The following is a 15349-nucleotide window of genomic DNA, read 5'->3' as shown; positions in this document are numbered from 1 at the left end:
GGAAACAGTCAGGAAACGGCCAGGATTTCCAGCTTTTCCAAAGCCTCCGCCAGCCCCCTGTCGTCATCTGCGTAGGGAAAATCAAAATACCTGATCTGCAGCCATTGCGCTTCCTGGCTGGGGTGCACATAAATTTCAAAGTCGTCGACCAGCACAATGTCGCTGACAACTGAGTCGGGTACAAATTCAAGGTTCTTGGTTTCACCTTGCCAGTTCACGTATTCTATGTTGGCAAACCAGGCTGGTGCCATACTTTCCTCCACCAGCAGGCGCGCGATCTGCCTGAATTTGTCTTCTTTGACGGTGGTGAACATCGCCATACGTGGGAATAATTTTGCACAACGTATCAGAAAATCATGCAGGCCAGGGCGTGGTATCTGGCTCATGGCGTTGGAAATCAGCGTACCTTCCAGATCAAGCGCCAGGGTGGTCGGTCTTTTGTGTGTCATTGTCGGTTTTTTCTCATCATGGCTTACAGGTGATTCTCTGAGCGCATTTCAATGCATTTTTTATTGTTCATTATTGCAAATTAATCTTGCAATAATGTCGTTTTCAGGTAGACGCTGTCAGACTACTATAGCTGTCAATGAATGTGTAACAGCCTCCGCTACTTGTGCGGGCAGGCATTGAAGATTATTGAACTGGAGTCAGACATGAACAACCCGGAAGTTTTCCGCCCTAAAACGACAGCAGAAATCGACGACATGGTCGCCCGCAATCCCCTGGCACTGGTGATCAGCGCTGACGGTATTAACATCCAGGCTTCCCCCTTGCCCCTGGTCCTGCAAAGAAATGAAGATGGCAGCGCCGTGTTCATCGGGCATTTTTCCATGCACAACCCGCAGCTTGAAATCATACGCAAGAACCCGCGCGCCCTGCTGGCCTTTACCGGTGTACAGGGCTATATTTCTTCTGCCTGGCTCAGCGACCGTCGCTACGCACCCACCTGGAATTATGAAGTCGCCCACTTTGAAGTCGATATCGTGCTTGACGAAGAACCGGGTGCGGCCATGCGTGCACTCAATACCCTGGTCAGCCAGATGGACGCCAATGAACCAGAGCCATGGAAGACAACCGAAAGCCCAAGGGCAGAACAACTGTCCAAGTACATCGTCCCTTTTCATGCCAACGTCATTTCCACCACGGCCCAGTTCAAGCTGGGGCAGGGTGATCCGGCACAACTGATACAGGACAGTGTGAAGGCATTGCACCGCACCGGCAATCATGGCCTGGCTGACGCCATGAGCAAACTGCATCAGCCCGATACATAAGAAGGTGAAGTTTGGAGTGTATCCAGCAGGAGCGACTTGAGCCGCGAATTTGTCCTGATCGGGGCAGCGGGGTCTGACCAGCTCTTTTTATGCCAGTTAGCGAAGCATTGCTTGAGTGATGCTTGAGACCTATGGGAAAATACTTCTAATATATTTACCATTCGGTCTGATTGAACGCCTCTTCGCCTTTTCGCTCCATCGCTGAACTCAACCCTGACACCACCATGCATCCACAACTGCGCAAGACCCTGATCGCCAGCTTAGTATCCAGCTTCATCGCCAGCCTGCTTGTTTCTCCTCTGTCCACCAGTCATGCTGCATCCCTGGGCACCATGCGCAGCCTGTCCATCAGTGCACAGCGTCAGATAGAGTTCGCCACGGACGACGGCAGCATCGTCCGCATCAGCCTGTTGAAGCCCGACCTGTTCCGCGTGTGGGCAGGCCCCAAAGGGCAGTTGACGGATGCCGGTGACAAGGCCGCACCCATCGTCCTTAAAAAAGACTACGAAGACTTCCACTTCAGCGTGACCGCGCCAGAAGGCTATCAATTGGTGCAGACATCCGCCATGGCCTTGCGCATCTACCGCTCGCCCGTGCGCCTGGCGCTCTACAAGGCAGATAACAAAACCCTGCTCTGGGAAGAAAAACAACCGCTGGAGCTGGGCGACAAGACCAGCTTCCAGACATTATCGAGCAGTGCAGACGAAGCCTTCTTTGGCGGCGGCCAGCAAAATGGTGCTTATGCTTTCAAGGGAAAACAGCTTGAAGTATCTTACTCAGGCGGCTGGGAAGAGGGCGACAGGCCCAGCCCCGCGCCGTTTTACATGAGCAGCAAAGGCTATGGCGTGCTGCGCAATACCTGGGCCAATGGCAGCTATGATTTTCGCTCGAATGAATACTTAAGCACCAGCCATCAGGAAAAACGCTTCGATGCCTATTACTTCGTCGGCGACAGCATCAAGGACGTGCTGGCCAGTTATACCGAACTCACAGGCCGGGCAAAGCTGCTACCGCGCTGGGCCTATGAATATGGCGATGCCGATTGCTACAACGATGGCGACAACAGCAAAAAACCCGGCACCGTGCCCGTGGGCTGGAGTGATGGCCCCACCGGCAAGACGCCAGACGTGGTGGCAAGCGTGGCCGCCAAATACCGCGAGCACGACATGCCCGGCGGCTGGATTTTACCCAATGATGGCTATGGCTGCGGCTACACCAATTTGCCCGAGGTCGTTGCCGGATTAAAAAGACATGGCTTTCGCACCGGTCTGTGGACAGAAAACGGCGTCGATAAAATCGCCTGGGAAGTCGGCACCGCAGGTACGCGCGCGCAAAAACTTGACGTCGCCTGGACAGGCAAGGGCTATCAATTCTCGCTGGATGCCAACATGGCCGCAGCACAAGGCATACTCGATAATTCCAATGCGCGCCCCTTTATCTGGACCGTCATGGGCTGGGCAGGCACACAACGCTACGCCGTCACCTGGACAGGTGACCAGTCAGGCAGCTGGGACTATATACGCTGGCACATCCCCACCCTGATAGGCTCAGGCCTGTCCGGCCAGGCCTATGCGACGGGTGATGTCGATGGCATCTTTGGCGGCAGCCCCGAGACCTTCACACGTGATCTGCAATGGAAGACCTTCACGCCCGTACTCATGGGCATGTCCGGCTGGTCAAAATCAGAACGCAAACACCCCTGGTGGTTTGACGAACCCTATCGCAGCATCAACCGCGATTACCTCAAACTCAAGATGCGCCTCATGCCCTATATGTACACCTATGCGCATGAAGCAGAGCAGAGCGGCGCACCCATCGTACGCGGCCTGATGTGGGATTATCCGCAAGACCTCAACGCCAATAATGAGAACTACAAATACCAGTTCATGCTCGGCAAAGACTTTTTGGTCGCTCCCATCTATCGCAGCCAGGCTGCCAGCAAAGGCTGGCGCAAAGGCATCTACCTGCCACAAGGCCATTGGATAGATTACTGGGATGGCCGCGTCGTGGCAGCAGACGCCAAAGGCAAGGTCATCGACCAGCAAGTCACGCTGGACAAACTGCCCGTCATGGTACGCGCTGGCGCCATCCTGCCCATGTACCCGGTTGCGCTATATGACGGCCAGGTACCCAAAGATGTGCTGACGCTGGACATCTACCCGCATGGCAAATCCAGCTTCACGATGTATGAAGACGATGGCGAAAGCCGTCAGTACCAGAGCGGCAAATCCAGCCTGCAAACCTTCACTGTTGATGCGCCAGAAAACAAGGCAGGTGATATCAGTATCAGTGTTGGCGCCGTCAATGGCAGCTATGAAGGCATGGAACAGCAACGCGCCCTGCAACTGCAAGTGCACACCCGCGTGCAGCCAGATACGGTGCACTTGGGTGAGCAGGGTTTGCAGGCATATAGCAGCCGCGCAGACTACGACAAAGCCAGCAGCGGCTGGTATTTTGACGCTGCAGAAAAGTACGGCACCATCCACATCAAAACCGCCAAACTGCCTGTCAACCAGGCTTACCAGTTCCGTCTGAGCATAGCCGCAAACAGGCAACTCGCGGCAACAGCAGACTACCCGCCGGCACCAGACCTCGGCAACACCATCGCCGCAGATAGCCTCATCATACTAAGCCGCCCGGCAGAAGAACCCGGCTACCCGCTGGAAAACGCCTTCGACGGCAAACCCGGCACCTGGTTCCGCACCGTGCGTGACCAGTCGCAAAAGACAGGCGCCCATGAATTCAGCCTGGCCCTCGGCGAGCGCCGCATGGTCAGCGGTTTCGAGATCGCCCCGCGCAACGACAAGAACTGGCAATACGGCCAGGTCAAAGACTTTGAAATCTACCTGGCCGACACCAATGGCGAATGGGGCAAACCCGTCTACACCGGCCAGCTCAAAAAACAGGAGGGTAAACAAAAAGTCGAATTCGCCGCCAAAGCAGGCCGCCTGTTCCGCTTCCGCGTCTTGAGCACCCACGACCAGAATGATGACGGCGACGCCCAAGACCCCATGGTCCTGACCAGCACAGGCGAAGCCAAACCGGCCAAAGCCTACAACGCCTTCAACCCCGTCGTCGTCAGCCCCATCACCATTTCAGAATTCAGCATCCTCGAAAAACCAACGCCAGACAAAGCCAAGCTGCAAATTTATTTGTCCGACGTAGCACCCAGCACCAAAGCCAGCTATGCCAAAGACCTTGTCTATCACGCCAAGGCAGTCAAGGGTGATGTCAGCATGCAAAGTAACATGCAAATGAATGGCCTGCGCTTCCGCAAAGGCCTGGGCATTGCAGGCAACAGCGAGATTGCCTACCAGCTAAAAGGCGACTGGCAAACCTTCCGCGCCGACGTAGGCATAGATGACAGTTGCCGCAACAACGGCAGCCTGCAATTCCAGGTCTGGGGTGACGACAAATTATTGTTCGACAGCGGCTTGATTACCGCACCCGCAGTCGTTAAGCCAGAACTTGATATTCGCGGCATCAGCAAACTCAAATTGAAGACCACGGGCGTCAAGGCGACAGGCAAGGCCGAGGTTTGTGCAAACTGGGCGAATGCGGCCGTGATTGGGTTTGTGGGGGACGGGGTGGGGAGGTGAGTTTGTAGCTCATCTTGCCGAATCACCGGATTGATCAACGAACGCCACTAGGCTCCCGCCTGCGCATGAGTGGCGTTTTATCCGTGAGCGGGTGCAAAGGCAAGAGTATCGTTGACGGTGATTTTGGGAATTACATGGAAAATATTAATTTCTACTTTTTTTCACGAGTATTTGAGGATAAAGTATAGATAGCCCATCCTAACCCGAGATGGATTGAATAATTGCAAGTTGCTTGAACAACTTAAAGGTTAATTCATTTGTCTACGTTGAATATTTCTCTCAGTACGCTTCGACAACTTCTTTTAGATCTAAAACCTGCTGGCCCAGATGGCTTCGAAGGCCTCGTCGCATGTTCGCTGTCAGAATTAACAGGACTTGTATTCCGCCTCGCAAAATCTGGTTCTCAGTTTGGTCGTGACGCAAGTACGGGACCAGCTCCATTTGCAATAGCAATGGAGGCAAAGCGTTATAAAGAAAAGTTGACTCTAGATGACTTAGTAGGGAAAGCAGGGATTGCGGGTTTTTCTTTGGAAAATCGAATCGACCTTTGGGTGCTGGCTGCAACTAGTGAGGTTGGTGATGATATCAATGCAAAATTACACGAGATATTAGAAAAGTCTGGTATTAGCTTACTTACGTTGGATTGGTCTGAACAATCATTGCCGCACCTTGCTGTCCTGTTAGCAGGTGCTCGCATCAGTAGCGAGGCTTGGTTTGTTCGACATACACCAGATGTATTGCCAACTAACTTATCTACAATTTTTGATTCGATTGTTGCAGATTCCCGTTTCACTTCTCAGATAGAACAATTGCGTCGAAAAGCAAGTTTGTCTGAAGTTGGACTTGATGCTTTAAGAAAGCGTAGCAACGAATGGCTATTGGAGAAGTTTAATGATCGAGATAAATCACAAATTGTATTTGGACAATATATTGACGTAGTTAATTCTGTCTCCAAAATAATTCCACGCAATATCGAAGTTGAAAAGCTCAACGACAAAGTAATAGAGATACAAAATTCGGATGGAGCGCCATCGCTAATTGCCGTTTTAGGAGAAGAGGGAGTCGGGAAGACTTGGGTTGTCGCTCAATGGGTATCTCAATTAGCTAAAGCCCCAGTAGTGTTATTTGTTGCTGGACGCAGAACTGAACAATTAGACCCTGGGAATCCGATAGAGAGTGTTGCCCATTTGCTTTCACAACAAGATGGTTCTGCCCGGCAATCGTCGATACAAAGCTGGGCGTGCAAACTAAAGCGCTGGCAAGAGCAAAAAGCAGATAATTGCATACGTTTTGTCATTGTTCTTGATGGCTTAAACGAACATGCGGGAAAGCCTTGGGCTGACATTCTCAAATCCATGACGTTTGCAGTTGCAAAGCTTGGCGGCTGTGTAATAGCTACTTGTCGTCCAGCATATTGGCAGCGTGAAATTAGTGCTCGATTAGGGAAGTTGCTAGTGAATAGAGTAGACGTCAATAACTACTCTCAATCTGACTTGAATTTAATTTTTAAGCGGCATGATATTGATCCTAATACTGTAGCACCAAAGGTTCAGGTTTTCATCCGTAATCCAAGAGTATGTTCAGTGGCTATAGGTCTGCTGCCACAACTAGATCAACCAGGAGCATTGACAATAGAACGCTTACTTCTTGAGTATTGGAGAGCCAGGCTGGAAGAGCGGGGGGACTTGATTGCTCATAGTGCAGTTGCTTTTTTAAATTTATTGCGAGCTCATGCTCGCGAATGGATACAGAATCCTAATTCATCGTTCGATCGAGATAGTTGGGCAAGCAGATCTCCTGCCGTATCGGGAAATCATGGCAGAAATTATGTTAATGATCTTACAGAAATTGAAGAAGGAAGGTTTTTGCAGATTAGTAAAGGTGATGAAAATTTCTATGAGTTTAAATCGGAGACACTTCCGTTTGCCATTGGGTTGTTGATTGCTCATGAGCTAAAAACGCAAAATACTTCAAATCACCGCGAATTATTAGATCGAATATTGGAGCCAATACGTGCTTTCGATTTGGTGAGCAGCGCAGTTACGGCAGCGACAGTATTGGCTTGCAATAATCCGGACTACCTAGGTTCTGCCCGTGTGGCATTGTTAGAATTCAGTCTTGCTATGCAAAATCCTGACAGGAATATGATTCTAGAATTGTCGCATTGTGTTCCTTCATTTCCTGAGAGTTTTCTTGATATTGTTGAGTTGATTGGGTCACACGTACGTGAAGATGATATATTGAAATTACTACTCAATGCTCGGGATAATGTCAATTTACAATGCACTTTTGAAGAACGTATAAAAAAATGGCTGGGAAGTTGGTCCAGTCGTACGTCCGTGCAAATGAATGATGAAAAACAAATTCAAAGGCAAGAAGAATATGAATTGACAATATCTCAAGTGCGAATGAAATTATCAACTGAAGAGAATTTATTTTTTGCGAAAAATTGCATTGAATGTGAAAAGCCCACGGTGACGCCATTACTAAGAGCTGCTGCTATCTTAGTCGCTGGGAGGCGGCAAGCAAACTTTAGTGCTGCATTTCTTGCTTCAAGATTGGCCGCAGTTGTGGCACCAGATTTTCTAAGTCGAATTGATGATTTGTTATGGGCAGTTCGATTAAATTCACAGGACTATATAAATACAAAAAACTCTTTGGTGCAGCAAGTAGATACTGTTTTAGTTGAAGCCTCAGAATCTATGTGCCAAGCCTCGGTTTATGCTATGAGGATGTTAGGTGATATTGATCTTGATGCTCGCGCAGATGACTTGTTACCTATTTCTAGCGGAGAGCGCTTCAGACGTGTTGAACGATATTGTAATACTGACCCATACGACACTAATTCTCAGATAGGAAGTAACATCCAAAATGCTCGTGATGTAATAACGAAAATTGAAGCAGCCACTCTTTGGAATAATTTTAGTCAAGATAGCGCGGAGATTGACTTGGAAGATGTAACCCCTGCGTTGGCGCGTTTTAGTTCGTCAGATGTTATAAAACTGTTGCGGGATACCATTCACTCGATAGAAGGTCGTTCGCAAATGCCACTCAGGCAGTTGGTTTGGCGATTGCCTGAACTCAGCCCATTATTTAACGAGCAAACTATTAGTTCGGTAACCTCTACTTTTGAAAGAGTAATTAACGACCCTTCTTTAGTTCAGAGCGAAGATTTTCAATTCATTCTAAATTACATCGGAATGAGCCTGATGCCACATCTTGAAGTGGAAGATCAACTAGAAATTCTTTTGAAATTACCAAAAGACATTCATGAATTTGATGCTTTACTATATGCCATAAAACCACTCAGTACTGAGCGATTAGAACATTACTTGAAGATCGCAAGTCAGAACACAGACTTTACTTTGTTGAGAAAAGTCTTGATGATCGCCATGGTTAACCGCCCGGTACTTACTGAGTGTGCAAGAAGAATAATTGCGGAAAACATTGTTAGTAGTAACTCTGCTATTGCAGCTTTCGCGTCAGAATTGGTGTTTGTTGCTGAAGATGAACTGCTTAATAAGATGGCTTTAGAAAAAGTGCCACTTTCAAATCCACCTTTCTTGGCAAATGAAGATGGCTTCCTTTTTTTTCACGAACGCGCAATTGCTGCCGTAGTAATAAGTCAAAAACGGCCAGATCTAGTGTCACTAGTAACATCTGAATTTATTGGTTCCGTAGCTTGTGCTTTGGAAGGCGATGCTTATAAGGCGCTACTTGAAATGACAAGTCAAGCTGTAAATAGATTTACCCAACCTGTTCATGTTTCTGAGCCTTTATCTGCAAGAGTCTCAATGCAAATTAGTGAAAATGGGCAAAAAAGCAGGATGCAGATAGATGAGTTTGAAGATTCAAATTCAGAACAAGATTTAAGGAGCATGCTACGAGATTTAGCTAAGGACAATGATCTTGAAGATTATGCCAAAGAACAAAGAGAAATCTTTGATCAAGTGAAAACATTCAAAAAAGAAATAATAAGTGAGCAGGCACAAGAGTTATTATCAAACTTAGACTGGAGTAGCGCTGCTTTACTTGTAAAGCATGATAAAGATATTGTAGAGAAATGGCTTCAGCAGATTTTGAGTACAAATGACCGTAGGATACTTCGCAATTTTTCAAATTTTGGAACGGTGCTGGCGGGAGTATTTGCAATTCACGATGGAGATATGTCGAAGCGAGTCTTAGGGCACTTGCATGATATCCGCCCCTTCGTTTCAATTCTTGTAGGTAATGCACAAGTTTCCTTATACATGCAATCGCTTTTCAAAAATTGCGCTGTCGCTGAGTTAGACATTTTACGGGAAGCTAGTTTTTCTGAGGCGTTAACGGATCAGGAACTGGAGCTGGTGGTCATATCGGCAGATGCTTGTGGAGCTGGATTATGGCTAGATACTTACATGGCCAAATTGCTTGAATCTAGCTGTTCTGGAGAGCAAGCTAGAGGTTTAACAATTGCAGGATTGCGTCATAGAAATGTAATATCAGAAGCTACATTTAAAAGATTATGGGGAATGGGATTTCTGGGAGATGTAGCGGAGAAGGCAAGCAGAGCTTATATAAAAAATGAGTGGGCATATCATTGGTTTTCGCTAGCTGCAATGGCCGCTGATCAGAATGATTTTTGGCGCTATGGTCAACTGGCAAAAGGTGTTGCTGATAGAAGATGCTATCTATGGTTTTATGAGGTGAGTCGTGGTGAAATATTTAAGAAATTTGGAGATAATCTGATTTCCAATATTGAGTCGGCTGCAAAAAAACGTACGGAAAAAAGAAAAGACACTCTCTTTGGTTTGAAAGCACCAGATAATTTGCTCAAGTTTGCGTTATTGAACTGATGCTGCCGCCTAGCTAATATAAGTAATCAAGAATGATGCAAAGCCTTCAAAACCAACTCCGGCGCAGCGGCAAATACTCTGAGTAGGGAATCTGCCGCACCAGTCGGTTCGCGTCTGTGTTGCTCCCAGTTTTGCAGGGTCTTGATACTGACGTTCATGACTATGGCAAAATCGCTTTGTGACAGACCGGTTTTTTCACGAACTTCTCTGGCATCGATTTTTTTATGTTGAATCACTGGCGCAGTTGCCGTTTTGTTTTTTGGTTTTGCCGGGCCTTTGCTTGTCTTGCCAGATTTTTCCAGTGTCGTGATACGAGGAGGTTTTGCCTGGCCTTTGGCGATTTTCCCTGCTTCTGTGAGGCTGGTGACCAAATAGGCGAATAATTCTTTGTCCATTTTTTACTCCTTGTATCTGCGACTTACAATGATTTTACCAACTCTTTGAGTATGGCTTTTTCGGCGGCGGATAAATTGTCTTTGACTGATTTGGGGTAGATTACCAGCATGTAGATTTGATCATCTGTGGCCCTGAAATAGTAGATTGCCCTTGCTCCGCCGCTCTTGCCTTTGTCACCGTAACTGACACGTATCTTTCGAATACCTCCGTCGCCACTGATCAGGTTGCCTGATTCGGAGTTTTCTACGAGTTCGTTTTGTAATTGCCTGTGCTCATTAACGGTCAACAAGCCTTTCAATTGGCTGGTGAAAATCGTAGTTTCAACAAAAACCTTAGGCACTCTTTCAATATGCTGGCGCTTTGTCATATTGATATGTTATACGTCATTGGCGTATGCGTAAAATTGTCTTAAGTATCCGGGAAGTACGTAATTCATTGTGGTTCAGGCTATCGCAAGAGAGCTGGGCTCAGATATGTACCTTGATCAAGGTTTTGTTCTCAGGTTAATATAATTCTGTCTATCGATGCCCCAATCACCTGGAATTCTTATGCCAAAGTTTTTCAAGTTACCCATCCTGTTGTTAGTCATTGCCTGTCTGCAAGCATCACCCGCCTGGGCTGATCTGGGTTTTCCTGATTATGTGAAGTTCCCGCCGCAGGTGGTGTTGAATCCTGATCAGGCTTTGCAGGCGGAGAATGTGGCCGAGGCTGAGTTTGCTGTTGACAATGCTGGCACAACCAAGGTCTTCAAGGGCAAGCGGTTTGCGCGCTGGATGACTTACAAGCCTGCGGCGGGTGAGCCTGCGCTCGGTTATTACAACGGTAGCGAGGCGCGCATCTATAACGCCATGCAGGCGGTGTTTGGCAAAGGGGGGTGGCAGACAGTTCGCTCGGACGAGAGCAAGTCGGGCTGGACCATGCGGTATCAGGCGGGTGGCAAGCAGGCCTGGGCGGCGGTGAAGATGGATGCGCCGCAGGCGCAGGTGTGGGTGGAGTTGATTGAGTCTGCGGATGCGGGGGCTGCCTTCAGCGTGCCCAAGCCGGGTAAGCAGCCTGAAAAATTTGGGGTGAATGATGACATTCCCTATTTGCCGCCCTGGCCTGGTTCCAAACGCATCGGTGAGGGGCGTGGTAATGATCCGCTCGATGTGACGGAACCCGGCAAGGGGCAAGAGGCGCAACTGGTGGGACAGGCGGTGGAGGTGCGCAATTACCAGGGGCCGACTACCTTGTCCAAGTTGCAGTTCATCGGTGAATATCGCGAGGCTTTGATCAAGGCTGGCTGGACAGTGGTTTTCCCGGCCAGTGCTGCTGCCGTGCGTGATTATGGCTCACTGGTGGCGCATTACACGCAGGACGGGCGCGACATCTGGGCACGTTTGAATTATGAATTTACCGCTTCGCTGACCATCAGCACTACCGATGTCGGCAAGACCGACCTGGGCAGCGTATTCGCCAAGGATTGCCATGTACCGCTGTATGGTGTGTTCTTTGACTTCAACAAGGCCACGCTCAAGCCGGAGTCTGACAGCGTGCTGGGCAAGGTTGCTGCATTGCTGAAGACTGATGCCAACATCAAGGCGGAAATCGAGGGGCATACAGACAATGTTGGCGGTGATGACTATAACCTCAAGCTGTCTGACGCCCGTGCTGCCAGCGTGCGCAACTGGCTGGTGCAGCATGGTATCGATGCGGCACGACTGACTTCCAGAGGTTATGGCAAGTCACGCCCGGTTGCAGACAACAACACGGATGCAGGCCGTGCACGTAATCGCCGGGTGGAACTGGCCAGAATTGGTTGCAGGCGCTAATGCCTGGGGGCATCCCTGAGTATGTATTTTGGGGTATGGCGTAGGAGCGGCAAGGATGTGTTGACCTGGTCGAGCGCGTATGGCAGGCACTTCGTTTTTCACTGCTACAGTCCACTTAATTTACTGCCCCGGCTTCACCGGCACAACCAGTTCACGCAAGATGCCGCCGCGTTCTGCGCTGCCGGATTGGGTTCCTTCCCCGCGCATGCGTTGCAGGCAGTATTCGCGCTCTGCTGGCGGGTGGGCCTCGCAGCGGCGTTCGCGGTTGCGTTGCAATTGATCTTCGCTCTCTGTGGTAAGACCGTTTGACCGGGACTGCTGCAAGGCTGCACCGGCCTCGCGCAGGCAGGTTTCTTTGGATTGATTGGTCTGGCCTTTGATGCAGAGGCTTTTCTCATAGTCATAACGTGCACGGGCGCTGGTGTCCTGGCGATCTGCCGCCATGCAGATGTTGACGAGCAGGAAGGCTGAAATGATTCCGGCAATCACCCTCGCTTTTTTTGGGGTGGCTGGTTTCCTGATGGCAGGCATGTGGGATGTTTCATGCAGAAGATGGCCGGTACTATCTTTTGTTTGATAATGTTTCATGGCATGACCTCATTGATATTGGTAAATATCCTGTACAGACGGGCAGATGCCCATACATTGCCATCAGGCCCGCCATTCATCTTGTCACCTGCATGAGTGTACTCGCCATTGTCCTCAATTTCTGCGCGCCAGCACACATAGACGAATAAAATCTTTAACCGTCAGGTGGGCGTCAACGGGATGGGGGAGGATGACATCAAGTATCATGTCCATGTCTGCGTTGCACACATCTGCGTCATTGTGTTGAGTCCAGAGCGCATCAACATCACATGTATCCATGCCTTATCAGAGAGATCAATAGTCCATGAAGCTTGCCACGTCTATTCAATTCATCGCCCTGTTACTGACCGCGCTGCTGCACGACAACAGTCAGGCGCAGCAAAGCGTACCCTTCGGCAAAAAATTACCGGCCACAGCGCAGGCGCTGCGTGATTTTGTACCGCCTGGCTGGACGGTGGAAAACCAGGTCAGCGGTGACCTCAACGGTGATGGCCTGGCCGATATTGCCGCTGTCGTGGTAGAGGGTAAGGACAGCGCTGGCGCCGATGACAGGCAGCGTGGCCTGATCGTGCTGCTGGCCAGCGCTGGCAAGGGCTACAGCTTGTCGGGCAGTAATGACAAGCTTCTGCAATGCCGTGGTTGTGGTGGCATCAAGGACGGTGTCAACCTCACCATCAAAAACGGCGTGCTGATCGTCAGTCAGTACAGCGGTTCACGTGAATACTCAGTTTTTACCTGGCGCTTTCGTCTGGATGCCGCCAGCCAGCGCCTGAAAATGATAGGGGTGGATGAAGAAGATGCAGATGGCATGGTGGGTAAGGGTTCCACCATCAGCACCAACTTGCTGACCGGGCAGCAAATCAGCGAAACCTACCAATATGACCAGAACCACGATCGCAAGATCATACTCAGTTCAAAGAAAGGCAAGGTCGCCAAAAGCGTTACCCTGCTGGAAGATGCGGTCGGCAATCAATAAGTGTGAAGCTGTGATCGCGTTTAACTCATCGTATCTATGCACTGACCAGGGGGGGCGAAGCCTGGTGCTGCCGTTCAGCGGCGGCAGGCGGGCATGCTGACAATTTGAAGCTACTCCTGCAGGGGGATGAGTGGTTTTCAGGCTGTCAGGTTCAAGGGCCGTGGTCTGGGCGGGGTTGACTTTGTGGTGACTTCAGTCAAATCAATTTTATTGCAACCTTTTGGTTGCATTTATAAATTCCTGCTCCTATAATTCATTTGCAACCATTTGGTTGCTTGATTAATTATTAAGGAGTGATCACATGAGTCATTATCAGCAAAGCCTCGTGATCGGGGCTGATCCTGCCGCTGTCTATGCTGCGCTTGTTACGCCTGAGGGTTTGCAGGGATGGTGGACGCCAGATTGTGATGTGGCATTGGAGGTGGGCGGCACCAGTCATTTCCGCTTTGGGCCGCATCAAAAAAGCATGCTCGTTGAAAAGCTGGAGCCTGGGCGTGAAGTGCAGTGGCATTGTGTGGCTGCACAAAGTAGCGACCCTCATTTTGCCTGTCTTCGTGAATGGCCGGGTACGCGCCTGATCTTCCGCCTGGCGCAGGCTGGTGCGGGGCGCACGCGGCTGGATTTTGAGCATATCGGGCTGGTGCCGGAGCTGGAATGCTATGCCATGTGCAATGATGGCTGGCGTCATTTCCTGTCGAGCCTGCAGCAATTGCTGGAGACCGGCAAGGGGACGCCATTTGAGCAGACAGAAGCCCTGGCTGCCTGAAACTGCAAGAAGACAATTCGGCCGACAAGCCGTCACTGCTTCAGTGACGGCATCCATAACCAGCGGCTATTTTTTATAACGGGACTTACGTAAAATCATCCATGGCAAGATACAGTCATGCTTGGTGGAGTTTTATGTCAGTCCGGCATTCAAAAAATCAGGAGTGAATCACGATGAGCAACACAACAGAAACCGATCGTATCGAACGTAAAGTCATGATCAATGCCCCGCGTGAAAAGGTGTGGCGCGCATTGACCAATGCAGAAGAATTTGGTACCTGGTTTGGCGCCAATCTCAAAGGCCAGAGCTTTGCTGTCGGCCAGCGCACCAGAGGGCCAATCATTCACAAGGGATTTGAACACATCCAGTTTGATGTCGTCGTTGAGCGTATTGACCCGCAAGACGTGTTTGCCTACCGTTGGCACCCCTACCCCATGGACCCAGCCGTGGACTATGACAGTGAAGAGCCGACTTCGGTGACCTTTACCTTGAATGACGCACCCGGCAATGGCACGATGCTGACTGTGGTGGAAGCCGGTTTTGACAAGGTGCCCCCAGGCCGCCGCCTGGAAGCCTTCCGCATGAATAACAATGGCTGGGAAGCCCAGCTCCGTAACATCGCGCGCCATGTCGAAGCTTGATGACAAAGCGGGTACGTCACCGCAAGCGCAGGACGTCGGCGCATCGGCATTGATACAGGCCAGCGATGCCATGGCAAATGTCTTTGCTGCACTGGGCGACCCTGTTCGCCTCAAGCTGGTAGCGGCCTTGTGCGTCGGCGGTGCGTTTTCGATTGCGCAGCTGACCGCCAATACCGACATCAGCCGCCAGGGTGTGACCAAGCATTTGCAGGTGCTGGCGCAGGCTGGTGTGGTGCGCGATATCAAGCTGGGGCGTGAAAGGTTATGGCAGCTTGAACCCGACCAGATTGCCGAAGCCAAGCGCACGCTTGACATCATCGGCAAACAGTGGGAAGTGGCGCTGGGCAGCTTGAAGGCGTTTGTGGAATCATCCTGATACTGTTGGCGATGTCGGTGTTGATGTCTCCGATATGATGGTGAGAGGGGGTGTTGGGTTTCGCAGGTTCAGCACCAACCTGCAGGATTT

General features: G+C 50.0%; 12 protein-coding genes. 8 read left to right on the top strand and 4 right to left on the bottom strand.

All coding sequences use genetic code 11. The features are described from left to right. Window positions 1-8: 8 nt before the first annotated feature. Window positions 9-449 (bottom strand): NIF family HAD-type phosphatase, encoded by a 441-nt coding sequence (locus tag LZ463_RS10930; RefSeq protein WP_241455661.1) that lies wholly within the window; start codon window positions 447-449, stop codon window positions 9-11. A gap of 204 nt (window positions 450-653) precedes the next feature. Between LZ463_RS10930 and LZ463_RS10925 the strand changes: the two genes are divergently transcribed. From LZ463_RS10925 to LZ463_RS10915, 3 genes are all read left to right on the top strand, one after another. After that, the gene (locus LZ463_RS10925) at window positions 654-1271 is read left to right on the top strand and encodes an FMN-binding negative transcriptional regulator (protein ID WP_241455660.1); all 618 of its coding nucleotides are present in this window, start codon (window positions 654-656) and stop codon (window positions 1269-1271) included. 170 nt (window positions 1272-1441) lie between these two features. Next, a complete protein-coding gene (locus LZ463_RS10920; RefSeq protein WP_241455659.1) occupies window positions 1442-4870 on the top strand; it encodes an NPCBM/NEW2 domain-containing protein in 3429 nt (1142 codons plus the stop codon). Between the two features lie 257 nt (window positions 4871-5127). Continuing rightward, a complete protein-coding gene (locus tag LZ463_RS10915) occupies window positions 5128-9705 on the top strand; it encodes an NACHT domain-containing protein (protein ID WP_241455658.1) in 4578 nt (1525 codons plus the stop codon). Between the two features lie 26 nt (window positions 9706-9731). Here the strand turns inward: LZ463_RS10915 and LZ463_RS10910 are convergent, their stop codons facing one another. Continuing rightward, the gene (locus tag LZ463_RS10910; protein ID WP_241455657.1) at window positions 9732-10100 is read right to left on the bottom strand and encodes a helix-turn-helix domain-containing protein; all 369 of its coding nucleotides are present in this window, start codon (window positions 10098-10100) and stop codon (window positions 9732-9734) included. A gap of 23 nt (window positions 10101-10123) precedes the next feature. After that, window positions 10124-10468, bottom strand: coding sequence for a type II toxin-antitoxin system RelE/ParE family toxin (locus LZ463_RS10905; protein WP_241455656.1), 345 nt, complete (start codon window positions 10466-10468; stop codon window positions 10124-10126). 181 nt (window positions 10469-10649) lie between these two features. Between LZ463_RS10905 and LZ463_RS10900 the strand changes: the two genes are divergently transcribed. Then, window positions 10650-11912: an OmpA family protein gene (locus LZ463_RS10900; RefSeq protein WP_241455655.1), complete on the top strand. Its 1263-nt coding sequence runs from the start codon at window positions 10650-10652 to the stop codon at window positions 11910-11912. A gap of 120 nt (window positions 11913-12032) precedes the next feature. On the opposite strand, the gene LZ463_RS10895 is transcribed toward LZ463_RS10900, so the two are convergent. Continuing rightward, window positions 12033-12500 carry a hypothetical protein gene (locus LZ463_RS10895; RefSeq protein WP_241455654.1) on the bottom strand — a complete coding sequence of 156 codons (468 nt, stop codon included), beginning with the start codon at window positions 12498-12500 and terminating at the stop codon, window positions 12033-12035. A gap of 304 nt (window positions 12501-12804) precedes the next feature. On the opposite strand from LZ463_RS10895, the gene LZ463_RS10890 reads away from it, so the two are divergent. The 4 genes from LZ463_RS10890 (at window position 12805) to LZ463_RS10875 (ending at window position 15259) form a co-directional block, all read left to right on the top strand. Continuing rightward, window positions 12805-13476 carry a hypothetical protein gene (locus LZ463_RS10890; protein WP_241455653.1) on the top strand — a complete coding sequence of 224 codons (672 nt, stop codon included), beginning with the start codon at window positions 12805-12807 and terminating at the stop codon, window positions 13474-13476. A gap of 301 nt (window positions 13477-13777) precedes the next feature. Continuing rightward, on the top strand, window positions 13778-14242 hold the full coding sequence (locus LZ463_RS10885) for an SRPBCC family protein (protein WP_241455652.1): 465 nt from the start codon (window positions 13778-13780) through the stop codon (window positions 14240-14242). Between the two features lie 173 nt (window positions 14243-14415). Then, entirely contained in the window at window positions 14416-14883 is a 468-nt protein-coding gene (locus LZ463_RS10880; RefSeq protein WP_241455651.1) for an SRPBCC family protein, read from the top strand. 70 nt (window positions 14884-14953) lie between these two features. Then, a complete protein-coding gene (locus tag LZ463_RS10875; protein ID WP_241455740.1) occupies window positions 14954-15259 on the top strand; it encodes an ArsR/SmtB family transcription factor in 306 nt (101 codons plus the stop codon). Window positions 15260-15349: the final 90 nt, after the last annotated feature.

Origin of the sequence: Undibacterium paludis (genome assembly GCF_022568815.1) — a bacterium.
Lineage (GTDB): Bacteria > Pseudomonadota > Gammaproteobacteria > Burkholderiales > Burkholderiaceae_D > Undibacterium.
This window is presented reverse-complemented; position numbering and strand designations above follow the sequence as displayed.

Excerpts from the sequence above, each read along its gene's own strand:
- LZ463_RS10930 (WP_241455661.1), bottom strand. The coding sequence starts at position 449 with ATGACACACAAAAGACCGACCACCCTGGCGCTTGATCTGGAAGGTACG.
- LZ463_RS10925 (WP_241455660.1), top strand. The coding sequence starts at position 654 with ATGAACAACCCGGAAGTTTTCCGCCCTAAAACGACAGCAGAAATCGAC.
- LZ463_RS10910 (WP_241455657.1), bottom strand. The coding sequence starts at position 10,100 with ATGGACAAAGAATTATTCGCCTATTTGGTCACCAGCCTCACAGAAGCA.
- LZ463_RS10905 (WP_241455656.1), bottom strand. The coding sequence starts at position 10,468 with ATGACAAAGCGCCAGCATATTGAAAGAGTGCCTAAGGTTTTTGTTGAA.
- LZ463_RS10900 (WP_241455655.1), top strand. The coding sequence starts at position 10,650 with ATGCCAAAGTTTTTCAAGTTACCCATCCTGTTGTTAGTCATTGCCTGT.
- LZ463_RS10895 (WP_241455654.1), bottom strand. The coding sequence starts at position 12,500 with ATGAAACATTATCAAACAAAAGATAGTACCGGCCATCTTCTGCATGAA.
- LZ463_RS10890 (WP_241455653.1), top strand. The coding sequence starts at position 12,805 with ATGAAGCTTGCCACGTCTATTCAATTCATCGCCCTGTTACTGACCGCG.
- LZ463_RS10885 (WP_241455652.1), top strand. The coding sequence starts at position 13,778 with ATGAGTCATTATCAGCAAAGCCTCGTGATCGGGGCTGATCCTGCCGCT.
- LZ463_RS10880 (WP_241455651.1), top strand. The coding sequence starts at position 14,416 with ATGAGCAACACAACAGAAACCGATCGTATCGAACGTAAAGTCATGATC.
- LZ463_RS10875 (WP_241455740.1), top strand. The coding sequence starts at position 14,954 with ATGGCAAATGTCTTTGCTGCACTGGGCGACCCTGTTCGCCTCAAGCTG.